We start from the raw sequence: 17,972 nt of genomic DNA on the forward strand, positions 1-17,972 counted from the left end.
TAAATATTATGTATTTCCTATTTTATAATTATTTGTATATAAGCATTTTATATATACATGAATTCATTAAATTCTACCAGTATTATCCCATATTTAGAAAATATTATATTGAAATTCAGCAATATACCGCTTTCATTAAAATATAAATGAACTATCAAACAACTACTGTGCGTTTAATTCACTGCACGAATGTACAAAATAATAAATAATTGAAAGTTACTTCTGATTAGCGGTTCATGCATAGAGGCAAATATAATTTAAAGTATATATTTTTCAGTAAAAAGTCACCATTCACCTTTTAGAGAAAAATATTTAAAAGAACAGAGACAAGAAAAACAGAAAAGCGAAAACTAAATAGTATTATTTATAAAGAAAAGCTACCTCAAAATAAAAATGAGGTAGCCTTATTCATATCTTTTGTATCAGATATACTCTGTTACAAACTTATTTCCCAAATAACAGTAGTAGGAAACAATTATTCCGGTAATTCTAATGTTTCTGTAAAGCCACTGTATAGAATTCCATACCCGCCTTCTACAGCAACAGCTCCACGCATTGCGAATAGCAACTTATTGCCTTGACGTTGCATGTCGGTAGGAGTGAAATACACCATTCCATAAGTAGCATGTTTATATCCAGTAGCTTGTAAGTCCCAATTAACCAGAGTTTGGCCATCTTCACTCAATGTAAAGACCATGGGATATCCTTCTGTTATACAATCCGGCAACTTGTATATATTACCTTCTTTAGCTTTCAATATAGGCTGTTCCCATGCCTGGTCGAAAAGTTCTGAAGTATATATCCCGGTTCCGTAATCCTCCCATGTCAACTTTCTCTGGGCAGTTACAGTTATTTCACCGGATTTAGAAGGTGACAATGCATCCTTGTCATCTATGGTCAGTACAATCTCATATTTGCCAGTAGCGCTCAAGTCATCTATAGAACCGAAAACTAATTCTGCGTACCCCACTGCTTCGCCTTTTGCAAAGGCTATATTGGAACTTTTCAAGGTGAATACACCTTCTTCTACTGTAGCTTCATCTATGCTAATGCCGACTGAAGCCTCTGCATCTGTATTTCCACGATACACGGGAACCCGGATAATACCATTGTCTTCAGCACCTACTTCCACATTCATTTGAGTAGATGCAAAAGCTGCTTCAACTCCGTTTACACCATATTTCGTACCTTCTGCATCTGTATCGCAGGAGGTAAAAGCTGCCAAACAGAGCAATATAGCAGCATATTTCTTTATTGTATATAGTTTCATATTTTCCTTCATTATATAGGTTTATAAATTATTGAACTATAGGATTCTGATCCGCAGAGGTAATATTCTCATTACCATCTATTTCAGACTGCGGCAGAGGAAGGATAAATAATGGAGAAGCGGCATTAGTGTTCTTTGTCGTTACCTTCTCTGTATGATTAGAGCCTTCATAATTACGATTATACCCCAAACCTAAACGCTGCATATCGAAGATACGTCCCACTTCACCCCAAAGTTCCACACGACGTTGGAATAAAATCTCATCCATTAATGTTTCCAAAGGAGCATTAGTGTCAGAATTATAAGTATTTGCATCTGTACGGGTAGCTAAACGTTCCTCAAACTTACTATCTCTCGCATTTCCTAAAGTTTTTATTGTGGTACGGGCAGCACCATATTCTTTCTGATGACATTCGGCTTCAGCCTTTATTAATATCATCTCTTCTGCTCTCATAAGTAAGTAATCACCTGTACGGGTTGTGTAATCTGCCATTTTAAACTTAATTTGGCAGTAACTCGTATAAGATGACGCTGTCTTTTCTTCGTCAGAAGGAATGGCCCCACGGAACCACGCTGTTTTACGCTCATCTGTATCAGAAATCAGTTTATACAACCCTGTGCTTATGCATTGGCGTGCTTTAGAAGCATACATACCCGGTGCATCAGCATCCATATGCGAGAAGAAGCTTGCAAAACCACTGGACTGATCGGCTATAATTTCCATTCCCCATAAAACATCTGCTGTTTTTACACTATTATTCCCGCCCAATTCGGCTATAGTGGCAACTTTCAATGAAGGTTTCTTTAAGGCTTCAGCAGCTGCCGTCGCAGCACCTGCATAGTCATGTTGAGTAAGGCAGATACGGGCTTTTATGCCATTAGCTACATAGTAATCTATATGAGATACATGCGTTTGCACTTTATTACTGATACTTCCTAACAGATCAATAGCTTTTTCTATATCAGAATTGATTTGAGTATAAACTCCCTGAACGGTTCCACGAGGGCTTCCCTCCGAACCGGCAACCGTTGCCCCTGTATACAAAGGTACACCGGGTGCATCCTCATGTCCTTTATACGTTTGTTGGTACAATTGTATCAGATAGTAATAAGCAAAAGCACGCATGGCATAGGCCTGCCCTACAACGCTGTTCTTAAGTTCCGGATCACCTCCCATTGTGTTTTCTGAAGCAATGATATAATTTACATTACTAACGATAGTATAATAGAAGTTCCAAATAGAATAAGGACGTCCAGCTTTATTTGAATAGTCTCCATGAACATTCAAACGATAATCTTCATAAAACCAGCCTTGTCCCTGCTCTTTCATTAAATGATCTTCAGCCATCAGATCTCCAAGCAATTGGATAGCTGTCTGTCCGCAGTTTTCTGAGCCCCAGTTTGAACTCCACCCTGCTACATATAACATACGGTATACACCATTTATAGCAGTTTCTGCGCTACTTGCATCTGCAAATATCGTAGAACCTGATACCTTGTCAGTCGGTTCCGTATTCAATTCATCGGCACATGAGCTGAATGCAAGAAGGCCGATTAAAGAAAATATATATAATACTTTTTTCATCTTTTATATTATTTAATCAGGTTTAGAAAGTGATATCAATTCCGAATGAAATTGTTCTGACAGGTACGTAACCAAAATCCGTTCCCCCAGTGAAGTTATATTGAGGGTCCATACCTTTCAGGTGATTGAACAACACAACATTGTCTGCCGTTGCAGTCAGGCGTGCAGAATCGAATCCGATAGATTTCATCCACTTTGAAGGCAGAGAATATCCTAAAGCAATATTTTTAATAGCAAAATAGGAAGCGTCAATCAAACTGTTATCAGTAACAATGTAACTCTTTCCGATTTCAATACGTGGAATATCTGTGATATCGCCCGGATTTTTCCATGCACGTTCCAGCATTTTACTCTTTGCCTGTCCTACATAATTGCCATATAATAAGGTATTATAAATACCATCCAATACTTTACCACCAATAGAATATGTACAAAGGATACTCAAATCAAATCCTTTATATTTGAATGTATTATTAATGGAACCATATAAATCGGGAATACGGCTACCCTGAATTTCTTTGCATGCAGTAGCCTTGGCCATATCGTTAGTTATATACTTTTTGCCCTTAGCTCCGTTTTCATCGGTATCCCATGCCCAATACAGTTGTTCTCCAGTTGCGGGGTCAACGCCAGCGGCAGTTGCTGTATAGAATGAATATAAAGTCTCACCTTCGCGAATGATATAAGATCCGGAAATGATTTCCGGTTTATCTGCCAGTTGCAAAACCTTATTCTTAATCGTAGAGCCAAGGAGTGTTAAGTTCCAGGTAAACGGAGTATCTTTAAAGATATCAACTCCCAATGTGAGGTCAATACCTGTATTACGCATACTACCAACGTTCTTGTTGTAGCCATCAAAACCGAGTGAAGTTGCCATTGGGAATGACATTAACATATCTGTCGTCTTACGTTGATACCATTCGATAGTAGCAGAAACACGATCAAACAATTTTGCTTCAATACCAATATTCAGGTTAGCATTTTTCTCCCATTTCAATTCTTTATTTTCCAAGGAAGTTACGGCCGCACCGCTCATCGACGAGTTTGCATAACCCAAATCATAAAATGACTGCCAAGCATAAAAATTCTGTTTGGTACCATTCAATATGGCATCATTACCCTGCACACCGTAGCTGGCCTTTAATGACAGATTATTAATCCAAGTAATGTCACTCATGAAAGATTCGTGAGAGATACGCCAGTTACCACCGACCGACCAGAATTTACCCCAACGGTTATCCTTATAGAAACGAGAAGAACCATCGGTACGGAAACTGGCAGAAAGGTAATACTTATCGGCAAAGTCATAATTCAAACGTGATAACACAGATTGAACTGCATAATTGTTCTGATAAGAAGATGCTCCTGTAATCGTTGTAGCTGCATCCAGTTCATAAAGTCCACCAAATGGGAATCCCGTCTTGGTTGCTGACAAATAATCATATCTGTATTTATAAAATTCATGTCCAACCAAAGCTTCAAAATGATGATCACCGAACTTTCTGTCGTATGTCAACAATTGATTGAAAGTATAGCTGAATGTACGTGCAGTAGCTTTCTGTATAGTACCTTTTACGGCTACAGAGTTGCCGTTGTATGGATTATAATAAGTTGCTCCGGCTGAATTGATTAAGTCAAAGCCATAATTAACAGAGAATTTCAATCCTTGCAAGAATGTATTTTTCAAATCACCTAATTCCGCATATACACGTCCGCTCAGGTTATCGCTTTGAGTAGAATACATATCATCATATAAGGTAGCAATTGTGTTCCACTCTGAACTGGCACCGGCCGGTCTGTTTTTACCATAGTCAAAAACGGCATTTCCCAAATTGTCATAAACCGTAGCACCATTGGCATCTTTCTCAAAGACAGGAAAAATAGGAGCCATTAATTGTGCACTGTACCAAACATTGGATGAACCGGATGAATTTTCAACAGCTGTATTGCTCTCATTGCGAGAGTAGTTGGCGCTCATTCCGGCTTTTAACCAGTTCGTAACTTCAGAGTCTATATTCAAACGTCCATTATACCGATTGAATTTTGTTGTCTTTAACAGACCTTCTTCATCAAGATAGCCTAAAGAAAACATATATTTGGTTTTGTCGCTTCCACCACTGAACGAAGCAACATATTCTTGACGTAAAGGATTGCTTTTTAAAGCTTCATCCATCCAGTCTTCACTATATCTTAATTTGGCATCACTACGTACTTTTCCTGTCACAGGATCGATCAGTTCTGTAATACTATAATTAAAAGGGTTATACTGTTCGTTCTGGCCCAGCATAGCAGTGGATCCACTTTTCATAGCCTCTAATGCGGCAACACCTGCCAACTCCGGAGAAACTCCACCGTTGATAATCTGATTATTCTTATATGACTGGAAGATTGTTTCTAAATAACCGGCTTCGTCCATCGTTTCATAACGTGGAATAGCGCGTGAGGAAACACCCCAATTTGCTTTCAAGTTCACTTTTACCTTACCGGAATTACCTTTTTTGGTAGTAATCATAATCACACCATTTGCACCACGAGAACCATAAAGAGCACCAGCAGAAGCGTCTTTAAGCACTGTCATCGTTTCAATGTCATTAGGATTGATTGCTGAAATGTTACCATCATAGGGAACACCATCCACTACATACAACGGTGATTGTGATGAATTGATAGAGCCATAACCACGGACTACTACAGAAGAGCCTGATCCCGGCTGCCCTGAACCTGAAGTAGTTTGCACACCGGCAACCATACCGTCCAATGCTTTCGTAACGTTTGCAACTGGTCTTTCTTTCAACTTCTCAGACTTGATAACTTCCGCAGAACCAGTAAAAGACTCTTTCTTTGTGGTACCATAGGCTATGACCATTACTTCATCCAGCATTTCAGTATCCGACTTCATAATAACCTTTACATTCGGTTTTATTGCAACGTCCTGTGCTTGCATACCAATATACGTAATCTGAAGCGTTTTCGCAGAACTCGGTACTATATATATAACTGATATTAAGATGATTATATTTGTTTGTAGAACTCAATGAAAGAAAATAAATATTTACCAAAACATTGATTTTAAGGTGCATAAGAAATGCTAGTACATATTTGTATCTACCGGAATTATCCTTGATTTGTATTTTAAATATCTAATTATAAGATTATTATCATTATATAACAAGCGAAAATAAACAATAAAACCGATACTATGGGTTCTCACCAATACATAATTGTATAATATATTTTAAATTGTTACCAAAATCAGAACGATATACTTTATATCTAAAATTGATTCTTTTAAATGTCTTGATTTTTATTCAAAAAAAAACTATATTCGATCGGATGCAATGTGAATACATACAACTAAAAAATAAGAAAAGAATATAGAGATCAAAAACGATAGATCCTTGTTATTGACTACATTCTCATTATCGAAGCTTGTTCGGGAGGTATACTCAATAGTTGCTCATGCTGAATGAATGTAAAAAGATCGCTCGCTTCCCAGTGAACGGTCTTAAAAAAACTTAGCTAAATATAGGTATACAATGATTTATATAAAGAATCGCACTCTTGATTTTTGAAAAAATAAGATAAGCCCCACTCTTTCATTTGGCATAAAACAAATGAAAGAATGGAGCTTATTAATAGGTTAATTCACTAATTCCTTATTTAGCAGCCTCTAAGGACTCTAAATAAGCATCCCCATTTAAGTACAGATATGAAGGATTAGCACAAGGTGAGGCAGCCCCTTCGCTATAATCCGCCATCTTAATATACAAAGAGTTGGCAGGGAAGGTAATACAGCCAGCCTTTTCATCATAAGTTCCCAATGGGTATGTCGCAATATTTGTTGACAGATTTCCATATACAGAACCGATAGAGAACATTCCATATCCCCAGTCCATGCCTAAATCAACTGGTGATAATGCCGCTCCCTGGCTGGTCACATCAATAGTAAAGAGATATTTGCCCGGTACCACATCGCTTTCCTCATTAAAAGGATAACCATCGTAGCCACCATACTCATCTACCGTTTCTGTCGCTACACGTGCAAACGGACTGTCAAAGCGGAAACGAACGCTGGTAGCCGTTTCTGCCCGTTCCAGTTTTACAGCCATCGGCATTGAAGGATCAACGCCGAAGAAAGTAGATACAGTACCGTCTAAATAATAACCGGTGCCGATTGATTCCCATTTAATGATACTGAAATTAACAGAAATTTCATTATATCCACTAGTGTATTCACTTACATTATCACCACTCACGGCCAGCTTTAGATTATAAAGAATCCCTGCTGTCGCTGATGGAGTCTCCACAGTCAACGTCGTAGTTGCCTCTCCGGCAGCAAATGATGCTGTAGATGGGCATATAAATATATTCTCTTCGTTATTCAAGACCTTTATATCCACAGAACCAGCTGCATCAGTTACAGAACGTTTTAGTGTAAGGATAAAAGAAGTAACTCCAGGTTCAACTTCTACCGTTTGGGTATAATTACCTGCAAAACAAATTCCTTGGTTGCCCTCCTCTAATCCTCCCGGAGTATAACTTTCCGCATCCGGATCGCAAGCCACAGCCATCAATGCAATAGCAAACAGGCTAAATATTTTATTGATATATTTCATATTCTATCCTTTTTATAATTAACTTATTCTTCATCAGGTATCGGAGTTGGAGCAGATACCAACGGATTATTTTCCAACAATGGATTGTATTGTACCTCTTTGTTGGGGATACTGTAAATTTGGACCGGATCACCTGCAGCAATGTTAAATACCGCAGTTTTTGGGAATCCGCATCCCAAACGATTAACACCTTTATTCAGGCGCATGATATCGAAATAGGCTAAACCCTCACCCCAGAATTCGATACGTCGCTGATGCCAAACAGCTTCCTGCACAGCTTCACCTGTTGTAGCTGTACATTTATAAGACGGATCACGATAGGTATTTACAAATGAATTGAGAGTGTTCACACCACCGCTTACATCATTGTTCATGGCTTGTGCTTCTGCTTTAATTAGATACATTTCCTCTACACGCATCAAAATCACATCAGTTGCATTGTTATTTGATCCCCATTCGTCATTCATTGGGCCATATTTCACTTGTGTGTAAACCGGAGCACCTTTTTTAGTAATATAAGCCTGTGCTGCTGCCGGCAGATTTACAGATACGCCTGTATCATCCAGAAACCATCCTTTACGTACATCACTTTCAGGAATCTGGTTGTAGAGTTTTGGACTGATTCTGCGCCATCCTCCCACAGAGGCATAGCCATAATTCAGTGATCCCATGTGAGATGGAAAATTACAAATACCAGTAGTACTTACACGGTCTTTATCCGTAATTAAGATACCCCACATCCATGACGCATCTTCAATATCAATGAAAGTTGGTTTGCTCACCGCTGCGCTACTATATGGAACCGAAGATGTACTGGCAAGTGCAGCTTCTGCATCTTTCAATGCATCTGCATAATTGTGCATAGTCAGGTGAACACGAGCACGTATACCATAAGCAACATCAAGACTAACATAACGCTTGTCGGAACGGGTTTTCTTAGTGTTAGCCAATAACTCAATAGCCTTATTCAAGTCACCCAAGATGAATTCATAGGTTTCCTTTACCGTAGAGCGAGCGCAGCCATTTGCCGCTACCTCTTCCGCATTCTCGGAAGTAATAATGGGCACCCCTGGGGCATCTTCATGTCCCTTATAGTTAAACTGATACAACTGTACCAACGTAAAGTAATCGAATGCACGGATAGCCAATGCTTGTGCCAAATAAAATTGCAGAGTAGAGTCAGACGTTTCATTATCTACAGTACCAATAACAGCGTTGGCTGTATAAATTTGGTTGTAAAGCGTACCCCAAAATTCGATGGTAGCCGTACTCGTACTTAAGCAATCGCTATAATTGGCTGAATTAGAATACCAATTGTAGCCTGTTATATCAGCTACAAAATCCGTAGTTCTTGAATCAGTAGCTAACATAATAGTAGGATAACCTATATCACTATGTACGTTATCATCTTCGGTATAAATTTTAGCATATTGTGTAAAGTTAGCTGTAATAGCAGTTACGCTGGCTTCAATTTTAGAAGGGTCAGCAGCAACCACATCCTCTTTTTGGTCGGCTGTAATAGTAGAACTTAGTGGGGCAGTATCCAAGTCAGTACATCCGACTATAAATGCACCGAATAGAGCAACTTGCGTTATCTTATATATTCTTTTCATATTCTTTCTTTTTTATAAAATTCAACCATTTATCAGAATGTTACTTTCAGGCCACCAGAAATGGTACGTATAGGAGTGTAGCGGTCTGTTGAGGCAGTCGTATAGCTCATACGTGGATCAAGTCCTCTGCGGGCAGAGAAAAGAGCTACATTATCGGCTGCACCATAAACACGCAAGCTGCCGATACCTAAATTTCTCAACCATCTTTGGGGCAGTGTGTAACCTAATGTAATGTTATTGATAGCGAAATAGTCAGAACTTGTTAACCAACGATCTGAACTAGAATTGGTATATTTATCAATTGCATCTATACGCGGTATATCAGAATTCGTGTTTTCGGGTGTCCAGGCATTCAGTATATCTTTGTGCCAGTTATAACCAAGGTCATGTGAGCCACCACCATGCATCAACGCCTGATAACCACTATCATATATCTTTCCACCTAACTGATAAGCACACTGGATAGAAAAATCGAAACCGTAAAAATCCAATGTAGTGCCGATACCTCCATAAATAGTGGGGAGAAGATCACCGCTGGCCTGGCGGTTTGTGTTATAAGCAGCCGACCAGTCACTGGTTTTATATTCTGCTCCGTCAGTATCTTTAGCCCAATACTGCGCCTCACCACTTTCATGGTCTACACCTGCATATTTCGTCAAATAGAACTGATATAAAGATTCACCTTCACGATATATATAAGATCCATTAATCATTTCCCCTTTCAGATCAGGGTGTAATTCAAGAATCTTATTTTTCATCATAGTTCCGTTCCAATTGATGACCCATTTGAAATTGTTAGTCTGAATCGGAGTGTAATTCAATTCAATTTCAACACCTGAGTTACGCACTGAACCGATGTTCATCGGGAACTGTGTATAACCATTGGACATAGCTACCGGTTTGTAATACAACATATCTTTCGTCTGGCGATTGAAATATTCAATGGAACCATCAACGCGTCCTTTCAGAAGAGCAAAGTCCACACCAACATTGAATGAATTGGATGTTTCCCAAGTGATATCTTTGTTTCCTTTATAGAAGAGTACACCGTCAGAGAATACTCCTTCCGAACCGCTCACTGTAAATTGATCTTGATAAGGATAATAGTTTGGGTATTCTTTATAAAGAAGGTTATCGTTACCTTGTTGTCCGAAAGAAGCTTTCAGTTTCAACATATTAATCCAGTCAATATGAGAAATAAAGTTCTCTTTAGCCATATCCCATGCAGCACTCACACTCCAAAAGTTACCCCAGCGATTATCCGGATGGAAACGTGAAGAAGCATCACGGCGATAAGAAGCACTTGCATAGTACTTTTCATCGAAATCATAGCTGGCACGTGTGATGATACCGATAGTAGCATATTCATCGTAGCTACCGGAACCATTTTTACGGTCGATCACATTTGAGGCAGTCCAGTTTTTATCACTATACATATTGTAGCCCAGAATATAATGAGATTCAGTATTATAATCCATACTCTCATATCCGGCCAAAATATCAATATGATGCACGTCAAATGCTTTTTTATAAGTCAGTAAATATTGCTGGTCCAGAGAATACGTGCGTGATGAATACTGTTGCACAGAACCGTTTTGGGATGCAGACTGGCCATAATACTTGTTACCTACAATATGTAAACGTGTATTATCCACATGCAAACCTAAAGAAGCAGTCAAAGACAGACCATCCAGAATATCTACTTTAGCATACCATTTCCCATTCAGGATATCCATTAAATATTCTTCCGTATCATAGAGGAAACTACTCATTGGGTTAGACATACTCATAAAGTTACGAGTGAAGTTTGTACTTTCACCATCACCATAATCATATATCCGATAACCGGTATTAGCATCATGCATAATCTGACCTTCAGCATTACGAACATACATTGGATAAATGGGGGCAATGAAGTTACCTACAAAAAAAGCATTACCCGATGAAGTGGCTGCATCTGTGTCCTGATCTCCAGGATAGCGACTTTTTACATTTGCATAGCTTAAATTTACACCGAACTTCAGCCATTTCTTAGCTTGATAATCTACGTTTATACGACTAGAAATACGTTCGAAACCAGAGTTCTCAATAATACCGTCATCGGCAAGATAAGCAGCAGAGAAATAATAACTCAATTTGTCAGTACCACCAGATACGCTCAGATTGTATTCCTGACGCATGTTACTTTCAAACATTTCATCTGACCAGTTATCCGGTGTATAATAGTAATCACCATCACTATAACCCAACGTTGCATATGGATTCAGTTTGCCATCCCGACCTATCAGGTTCTGACCATTGGGCACATTGTAAATCTGATATCCTAAACCTGGAATCAAATCGGCATTAGCCTGTTGATAGGCTCTCTCAGCTGTATATTTACTATTATATACATAACCATTATATATGGCAGAGTATGCAGTTTCCATGTAAGTAGCTGCGTTTTGCAATACATCATAGTTCTTCACTAAACGCGAATTAGCTCCCCAACGTGCATCCAATGATACCAATGTCTCTCCGGTTTTTCCTTTTTTAGTTGTAACCAAGATAACACCATTAGCACCACGGGCACCATACAAAGCTGCCGCTGCTGCATCTTTCAATACTGTCATTGACTCAATGTCTTGTGAGTTGACAGCAGAAATGTCGCCCTCGTACGGAATACCATCTACTACATACAACGGATTATTACTGGCATACATGGAGCCAATACCGCGAATACGTACTGTAGCTTTTTCTCCCGGCTGTCCATTTGTGCTTTGTGTCTGTACACCTGATACTGTTCCGGAAAGTGCATTTGATATGTTTGAGACTTGGCGTTTCTCCAGAGTTTCGGATTTTATCACAGAAGCTGAACCTGTAAATGCCGATTTCTTAGCCGTACCATAAGCGACCACCATTACTTCATCAAGCATTTCAGAGTCGGACTTCATGAAAACTTTTACAGTCGACTTTATAGCCACCTCCTGCGTCTGCATACCTATGTAAGAGATTTGCAATGTTTTCGCAGAACTCGGTAGGTTGCATCTTGTTGATAATCAATAACAAATATATATTTATAGAACTCAAATCAAGACAAATATAATTTATTAAATATCTAGAAACTAGATATATACAAAACATGAACATATATTTGTATCTACCTAAAAGTTCCTTTATTTGATTTTCAAATACCTAATTATCAGCTAGTTGTTTTTTTTGAATGTGAATATAAATGAGTAACAAAACTAATACTATGGGTTCAAGTAGAGATTGAAATGTATGAAATACTTGAATTTTCTACCCAAACCAGATTGGTAAATTGCATGCATATCAATAATTTACCACGTAGTCTTGATTTTTCAATAAAAAAGCACTATGTACAGGTGGGCTTAATACGAACAATTTCATTCTCACAAACAACAAATAACAGTATCGATAAAAACGATAAATAGAACATTTAATCTAACTTCCAATTAGCCTATATTAAATCAATATTTATTCTCTTATATAATAGAGAATTACAGGTTTAATTAGAGAAAATAAATATAAGAAAACACCCTAAAAGTCATATATAAAACTTTTAGGGTGCATTTCAGCTAAAACAACTTTATTTTAAGAAGACTTTATTCGTATCCCGGATTCTGCTGCCCTTGAATATTAGGGCTAACATCAACTTCTGCTTGTGGAATAGCTAATATTATTCTGTAATCATCCCAGTTCGGAGATATTAAATTCGTTGAATTTAAGTAATGGTCAGTACCCTCACCTTGTGTTTTTTCACGGTTTAGGGTTAAACCCAATCGCATTTCATCGTAGAAGCGATGACCTTCCATGACCAGTTCCTTCCTTCTTTCTTTCAAAGAGATGATTTAGAACATATCTAAGGCTAATTACTAACAGGATGGAGGCAGTTTACAGTTCTTTTTTATACATCACTTTTTATTAGAGCCTTATGGAAAAGTTATAATACTTACCTCGTCTTGAGCTGTATAATTAAATCCAAGTGGCGTATTGAATGCAGAATCAATTATTAAGGTATTTAATGTCCGTTTTAACAAGAATGATGCTTTTCAACTAACCTATTTCATAATAAAGCAGTAATGGAGGGAATGTCATTGGACATTCCCTCCACTAAAACAAAACACTTTATCTATAAATCCAGTAGAACCTGTTGACGGAATTATAGTTCATATCGGTATGGTAATGAATTAATTCCGCCAATATGTTCTGATAGAATTATTTTCCTGCAAGATTTAATTCATCGTTGTAATCGGTTTCATACAAGGGCACATCCCAAGTCCATTTGTTTGCACCATCAGCTGGGATCGTTTTCGCAATGGAAATATGTGCATTACCTCCATCAGCGAATCCTTTACGCACTACAGAACGATTCCATCTTTTGTAATCGCTCCAAGCAAAGCCTTCACCCCAAAGTTCAAGTTCACGATAATCCATGATTTCGTTCCAAAGGGCTTCACCGGTTTTAGTACAAGTATATTCAGGATTACGTCCAGAGGTAGCATTCAGCTCTATCAGAGCGGCTTGTGCATCCGGTTCATTGTTCAAGAAGTAGTTGGCTTCTGCTTCAATCAATACCATTTCTGATGAACGAATGAAAGGCAGATAGCTTACCCCCGGAGTATCAAATACATAGAATTTCAACTGTCCACCCAAATACATATAGCCAGATTGATAAGGAGCGGCAAGTCCGCTTACCGCCATTCTCTGGCAATACTCTGCAGCGTCTTCCCAAAGCAAGTCAGCTTCTTCGCCTTTACCCAGTCCAAGAATACCGTAAGTCAAATCCATGGCTGAACCATCATTAAAATCATAGCCGGGGAATTTGTCTTCCGTCAAGAACAGCGCTTTGCGGGCATCATTGTCCGGGATGCGGTTAATAAGCTCACGCCCAATGGCCCCAGCACCAGTATTGTTTGCACTCGCATAATATCCGTTACAAGCAAACTGAGTACCATAACTCCAATACCAATTATTTTCTTGCGAACCGCCGAAACAACCGAAAATCCACTCACTCGTCGGATTGCAGAAACCAGATTGATATTCAGCGTTACTCATAAGCGGATAGTTTTGGCGGGCGAGTTTAGCTTCGGACAGAGCTTTGGTGTAATCTTGCTTAGTTATAGCAGCACGAGCATAGACTGCATGAGCAACATTTACATTCGGCATCCATACTTGTGCGGCATCACGGTCCATACCACTCTGGTTATACAAGGCAATTGCTTCATCCAAATCTTTGTAGATTTGCGCATACACCTCAGCCAGAGTAGCATAGCCTTGTCCGCCAGTAGATTCATCAATACGGAGCACGAGTCCTTGTGAAGCGCCGTTATTGGAATCCTGCCATCGCCAACAGTAATAGTGCACTAACTTTTCGAAAGCGTATGCACGGAAAGTCAGTGCTGAAGCCTTGACAAAATCTTTTTCAGTTTGAAGTCCTTCGGCATTATCAATATTGGTAAGAATAGTGTTCGCATTACCAATGATAGTATAATAGTAGTACCATGCGTATGCATCATAAATAGAGTTAGTGCGTGTATGGAATTCTTGATTATGGATAGGTGACCATCCGGAAGCATACATATTATATAAGTAATTCTCGCTCGGATAGTTTTCATAATGAGCCATGATGTTGTTTTCGCCTGCAAATCCCTGACCAAAATAATACTGCTGTGTAGTCATAATTTTGGCTATACCGTTCAATGCTTTCATTGCATTTGCCGTGGTCCCTACGGCATCGGATGCTCCCGTTGAATCGGTAGGAGCGGTATCCAAATAGTCACCGGCACAGGAGGACACTAACACCATACATGCCAATAGGCTACCTGTGAACAATTTATTGAGTATTTTTTTCATTTCTAATACGAATTATATGGTTATATCTTTAGAATTTTACAGTCAAACCGAAATTATATACACGGGCTGTTACATACGTATCATCCGAACCTCCATTAAACGAATATTGCGGATTTAGTCCCTTACGTGAGGTTAGTGTAAAAAGGTTTTCTACACCGGCAGTCAATGACAACCCTTCCAATCCTATGTTCTTCAGCCAACTTTTAGGTAGACTGTAAGACAGGTTCAAATTCTTGAATACCAAATAAGAAGAGCTGGTCAGCCAACGGTCGCTAGCGGCATTCAAGTCGGATGACTTATGAAAATCGGCACGCGGAGTTCCATTCGGATTGATGCGGTTGGCGGAAGTTTCCGTCATACCGGTGGGAACTTCTTTCCAAGAGTTTAGGATATCCTTATGGTAAGCGTTACCAGAAGCACCTGATTCGGATACTCCCATCAGGCTAGCATAACTGCCATCATATGTCTTGCCACCTAAAGAATAGGTGAACAACATATTCAAATCCCAATTCCTCCAAGAAAGCGCCGAACTGATAGATCCATAGACTGTGGGAAGTGCGCTACCTGCCCAATCACGTTTGGCGTATGAAGTGGCAGTGGCATAATCTGTACCATTGATGGTAGCCAATGCACCAGCTTCTTCGGCAGTAGCCTTCTTATCCGGATCCAGTGTATAGAGAGAAGTACCAGTCATCTGGTCTACGCCTTCGAAGTGGTAAGTGTACCATTCGTAGATGGAATGCCCTTCAGAATAGTTCTGCATACCGTGCAGAATATCTTTTCCGTCAGGCAGTTTCACAATTTTGTTCTTCAAGAAAGTAGCGTCCACACCAAAGTTCCATTTCCAGTCGTTATTATTGATAATGTCAGCATTCAAAGAGATTTCCCAACCACGGTTGGAAACGGTACCGATATTCTTGTATTGTGTCAGGTTCATCGGGGCAGTATCAGCAACCCAAGGATAAGAGCCAGCCGAAAGCGGCAGACGAACCTCAAATAGTAAATCTTTAGAGCGCTTGTCGAAGTAGCCTATTTGGAAGTTCAGGCGGTTAAACAGACGTCCTTCTACAGCGATGTCTACGGTCTGGGTCGTTTCCCATTTAATATCCGGTGCAGAAAGTGACTGTTTTACCAACGCAGCTTCACCACCGTTCTTGTCGATAGTATAAAGAGCCATGTGTCCATAAAGGCTGACGCCCATATTGTTACCCACTTCACCGTAGGAAGCACGCAGTTTTAATGCATCTAACCAGTCAACATCTTGCAAAAAAGATTCCTGTTTCATGTTCCAACTTGCACCTACGGAGTAGAAGTTACCCCAACGGTTATCTTTGTGGAAACGTGAAGAACCGTCACGACGGAACGAACCTTCCAAGAAATAGCGATCATCATAGTTGTATTTCAGACGTGCCAGATAAGATTCCGTTTTGTCTTCATCATCACTTCCCGTGAAATAAGAGTTATTGAGAAAGTTACCCATAGTAAGATTTCCATCTACTGCCATGCCGGTATTCATTCCTGCTGTATATTTACGTTCCCAACTGTAGCTTTCGTGAGCTGCCATAACTTCAACATTATGTACGTTATTGAACTGGTAGCTCCAATTTACGATTTCTTGCAAGGTCGTGGTTCTGTACTGGTAAGCATAACTAGTCAAACGACCACCGTTGGTAGCACCGTCACCTATTTCCGGATTGTCGTACTTCTTATTATTGGAAGTACTGTTATTCAGGTCACCTTTTACAGTCAATGACACTCCATAAGGTAATGAGATTGTGGCAAAAGCTTGTCCGCCTAATACGTTACGTACGCTTTCCTGCTTGTTGAACAACATTTCATATGCTATATGGCGGTTGCTTAAATAAGGGGAAGTAGTATCATATATTTTGTCTCCTGCAGCGTCCAATTGATATGTGCCATCAGCATTGTGTAAATAAACAGGATATACCGGCGCCATATAGCGGGCTATGTAAAATGGATTGGCATACGCATTACCGCTGGCATTACTATTATAGTTGCGTTTAGTCCAGGATCCTGTAAGATTCACACCTCCCTTAAACCATTTATTGGGAGTATAAGTAGTATTGATACGGCCTGAGAAACGTTCATAACCGGTAGCCTTCACATATCCTTTTTCATTCAAATAGCCTACGGACGAATATACATTATATTTTTGTCCGGATGCAGCAGCCGACAAGTTGTATTCTTGACGATGTCCGTTACGTTCAATGGCATCCTGCCAGTCAAGGTCGTCATAACCAGTCAGACGAGTAGCTATCAGCTTTCCGTTATTGTCGAACAGTTTGTCGTCAGCAGCATTATAAATGTTTCGGCCGATGGACTCACTGATTAGGTGGCTCGTGGCATATGCGGCCGCCTCGTTTTCTGACATCCCGGTATTGCTCATCATAGAGTTTTTCTTGGCCATCCAACTTGCTTCCATCCAACGGTCTGCATCCAGACGTTCATACTCGGGAATACCTCTGTTATATATACCCTGATTTACCTGTAGTGTAATACTTGGTTTGTTAGTATTACGTCCACTTTTGGTCGTAATGAGGACTACACCGTTAGCAGCACGGTTACCATATAATGCAGCTGAGGCGGCATCTTTCAAGATGGACATGCTCTCAATATCGTTAGAGTTTAGTTCGGCCATGTTTCCATCAAAAGGAACTCCATCTACTACATACAGAGGACTTGAAGCACCTGATACCAATGTACCGAAACCGCGGATGCGAATCTCGGGAGCTTGTCCCGGTTCGCCATAGGTATTATTTACTTGTACGCCCGGTGCGGCACCTTCAAGCGCGCCGGTCACACTGGTTGTAATACGTTTCTCGATCTTTTTATTGTCAACTACCGAAATAGAACCTGTCAATGATTCTTTTTTAGCGGTACCGTAGGCAATTACCACAACTTCGTCCAAAGCTTCGGCATTGCCTCTCATTACAACCTTCAAGTTAGGTTTGACTGCAACCTCCTGTGTCTGCATACCAATAAACGAAATCTGAAGCGTTTTCGCAGAACTT

General features: G+C 39.6%; 8 protein-coding genes and 1 pseudogene. All 9 read right to left on the bottom strand.

What is annotated here, in order from left to right; genetic code table 11:
• Positions 1–475 precede the first annotated feature (475 nt).
• The 9 genes and pseudogenes from BACCELL_RS15060 to BACCELL_RS15100 all read right to left on the bottom strand — a co-directional run bounded on the left by BACCELL_RS15060 (position 476) and on the right by BACCELL_RS15100 (position 17,935).
• The gene (locus BACCELL_RS15060) at positions 476–1,270 is read right to left on the bottom strand and encodes a hypothetical protein (protein ID WP_242577683.1); all 795 of its coding nucleotides are present in this window, start codon (positions 1,268–1,270) and stop codon (positions 476–478) included.
• A gap of 28 nt (positions 1,271–1,298) precedes the next feature.
• Positions 1,299–2,855 carry a RagB/SusD family nutrient uptake outer membrane protein gene (locus BACCELL_RS15065; protein ID WP_007212733.1) on the bottom strand — a complete coding sequence of 519 codons (1,557 nt, stop codon included), beginning with the start codon at positions 2,853–2,855 and terminating at the stop codon, positions 1,299–1,301.
• A gap of 22 nt (positions 2,856–2,877) precedes the next feature.
• Positions 2,878–5,844, bottom strand: coding sequence for a SusC/RagA family TonB-linked outer membrane protein (locus BACCELL_RS15070; protein WP_282705117.1), 2,967 nt, complete (start codon positions 5,842–5,844; stop codon positions 2,878–2,880).
• Positions 5,845–6,511: 667 nt separating this feature from the next.
• Positions 6,512–7,471: a hypothetical protein gene (locus BACCELL_RS15075; protein WP_007212735.1), complete on the bottom strand. Its 960-nt coding sequence runs from the start codon at positions 7,469–7,471 to the stop codon at positions 6,512–6,514.
• A 23-nt stretch (positions 7,472–7,494) separates the two neighbouring features.
• Positions 7,495–9,084: a RagB/SusD family nutrient uptake outer membrane protein gene (locus tag BACCELL_RS15080; RefSeq protein ID WP_007212736.1), complete on the bottom strand. Its 1,590-nt coding sequence runs from the start codon at positions 9,082–9,084 to the stop codon at positions 7,495–7,497.
• A gap of 32 nt (positions 9,085–9,116) precedes the next feature.
• Positions 9,117–12,104: pseudogene (locus BACCELL_RS15085) on the bottom strand (SusC/RagA family TonB-linked outer membrane protein); the annotation flags it as partial.
• A 585-nt stretch (positions 12,105–12,689) separates the two neighbouring features.
• Positions 12,690–12,926 (bottom strand): RagB/SusD family nutrient uptake outer membrane protein, encoded by a 237-nt coding sequence (locus BACCELL_RS15090; protein WP_227087798.1) that lies wholly within the window; start codon positions 12,924–12,926, stop codon positions 12,690–12,692.
• Between the two features lie 376 nt (positions 12,927–13,302).
• Positions 13,303–14,940 (bottom strand): RagB/SusD family nutrient uptake outer membrane protein, encoded by a 1,638-nt coding sequence (locus BACCELL_RS15095; RefSeq protein ID WP_007212739.1) that lies wholly within the window; start codon positions 14,938–14,940, stop codon positions 13,303–13,305.
• Between the two features lie 28 nt (positions 14,941–14,968).
• Complete coding sequence (locus tag BACCELL_RS15100) at positions 14,969–17,935, bottom strand: SusC/RagA family TonB-linked outer membrane protein (RefSeq protein WP_044153906.1); 2,967 nt, start codon at positions 17,933–17,935, stop codon at positions 14,969–14,971.
• Positions 17,936–17,972 lie beyond the last annotated feature (37 nt).

Source organism: Bacteroides cellulosilyticus DSM 14838 (genome assembly GCF_000158035.1).
Taxonomy (GTDB): Bacteria; Bacteroidota; Bacteroidia; order Bacteroidales; family Bacteroidaceae; genus Bacteroides; species Bacteroides cellulosilyticus.